The following is a 2,360-nucleotide window of genomic DNA, read 5'->3' as shown; positions in this document are numbered from 1 at the left end:
TGAATACACTTAGGGAATTGTCAGATAAATACTACATTAAATTGTTAACGAGTAAGCTTGTTTATTAGATATGAATATCCTAGAATGTTAGGAGATTATAGTGAATGAATTTCTATAAATTTATTATCTATTTATAGATAGCTGGAATCAGTCTTACTGTTGGAGTAACTGTAATAACAGTATTTGAACTGATCTTTCAACAACCTATACCCATAACGAGACCATTCATATTAGTTGGGTGTTGGTATATGGTTATTAACCATAATTTTGTGTTTAGAGAGCTGATGGAGAAGTGGAAGAAAAATAAAGAATGGAAAAAAGGATGCTGTTCTAAAGCATCCTCCTTTTAATATTATTTAATATTTTGGATAACTTCATTATAGATTCTTTCTAGATGAAGACGTTCATCTATGTCTGTAGTAATTTCGCTTATCTTATCCAATGCTTCAATTAAAGTCATTGAATTATTAAGGATGTTATTGCTTTTGTATTCTTTAACTTTATCTCTAGTAGGTTTACCTAACTTTTGTGTGGAGTTTATTATCTTTGTAAAGATAAGATACAATTGATCTTCAGAAAGTTTTTTTAACTTGCTCATTTCATGAATATGGGTAAGGGTAATTGTCTTTAGATCGTTAATCTTATCAGAGTAAAATAACTTTTCTTTCATGTTATTGATACCTGTAGAATGACTTAGATTGAAGACATAGTCTGAAATTCCACTGAAACTTTTACCGTCTTGATTTGTCAATGTATATCTAAGTTCTAATGAAAATGTTCCTTCTCTTATTTCGTTATTCGAGAGATAAGCACCAAAGTGCAACTCTCCTACATTTTGAATATACACTGTATCTTTTTGTCTGAAAAATGCTCGTACTTCAGAGTCTGTTAAATAGGCTTCGTCAATAATGAAAGTAGTTTGATTAATTTTAGCGTATTGGTGTAATGAAATGAAAGTTAAATATAAAGCTAGGTGATTGTCGTAGTTGTTATAACGTGTAGAGGTGATGCCACGTAAAAACCATTTATCATCATTTTTTAAAAATCGATACTGTCTTTTCAAAGTTGGCATATTACTTAATAATTGCTCAATGTTTTCTTTAAGAAGATCGTAATGAGAATTTGTAATACAAAATCGTGAGAATTTCCCCATATGAAAAACATCATCTAAAAAATCATAGGTGAAATCATAAATAGCAGTTGCATTAAATCCATCTTTATTAATTTCATTGTTAAATCTTAAGATAATCTCTCTGTCATCAGATAAGCCCACATACTTTACATTTTTTAATTCTTCAATGAAATCAAGCTTTTCTTCATCGACTTGTTCAAAACAAATTAATAATTGCTCTGAACCGTTGATTAGTAGTCTTTCGTTAGGATTAAAGTCTGACAAAGGGAAGTTTTGTGCAACTAGACTATCAACTTCTGAATCTCTTATTAGGTATTTTAAATCTTTGAATTTCGTTGCTGGAGATGCTTCATCTCCTCTCATAGAGACTTGGTATAAATGATCCTTCAATAAATTACCTCCTTTAGTCATGTGTGGGTTATATGTTAATTTTACCACATTATTGTTGAAATTTGTAAATTGATAGTCTGTTATTTGAAATTTCAATGAGATTATTTGGTGTTGAAGGGATTTTCCATTTAGAAATGTTAATGTTTCTCATAGATACCTATTAAAGAAAAGATAGGTATTCCTGATAATTAATTATTAATTTGTGTAAAATGTTGTATAATTTGAGTTGTCATTAGTATATGGTGGTACTAGTGAAGGTAACCTACACAAGCTTTGGGAAGGTTAGTCGGTAGGGTAGGTTGCATTATTTTGTCAATTAGTGTGACAATTAAAGTGATTAGCAAAAAGAGAGACAAGATTATGTTCTTGCTCTCTTTTTATGTATTGTTAAACCAGAATGTGCCTGTACCGTATGTTGTTTTTTGACTTTAACTTAAGTAAGTTTTAGTTTTAATTTGTTGTGCTTGCCACTTTACAATGTTGTTATTAACCCAATGAATGTCTTTACATTCAATACTGAATTTATCAGCTTGTAACAGAGCATCTTTTGTGAAACTACTTGTGGTAATAAACATTGCTAATGGACATTTGTGATTACGCTTAGCTGTACTTAATTCTCTAATTTCTTTAACAGTTATTCTATTGCCAGAAGCCAAATAATGCTTTATTTGAATTGCTTCATTAGCTTTATGATGTTTGTTATATACAACTAGGTCAACACCTCCATCAGCACCCTCAGGTGTCTCACTAGTGTATCCTTTTGATTTGAAGTAAAGATAACATAGGCGTTCAAACTCTCTCCAAGATAATTCTTCAAGTTTAGATTTAATTATTGTGT

At 30.1% G+C, this 2,360-nt stretch carries 2 protein-coding genes; both read right to left on the bottom strand.

What is annotated here, in order from left to right:
* Positions 1-352: 352 nt before the first annotated feature.
* On the bottom strand, positions 353-1,522 hold the full coding sequence (locus tag HU235_RS16840; protein ID WP_174880956.1) for a hypothetical protein: 1,170 nt from the start codon (positions 1,520-1,522) through the stop codon (positions 353-355).
* 428 nt (positions 1,523-1,950) lie between these two features.
* A partial coding sequence (locus tag HU235_RS16835; protein ID WP_174880955.1) for a restriction endonuclease occupies positions 1,951-2,360 on the bottom strand: 410 nt, incomplete at its 5' end.

The organism is Metabacillus niabensis, from assembly GCF_902829255.1.
Classification (GTDB): domain Bacteria; phylum Bacillota; class Bacilli; order Bacillales; family Bacillaceae; genus Metabacillus; species Metabacillus niabensis.
This window is presented reverse-complemented; position numbering and strand designations above follow the sequence as displayed.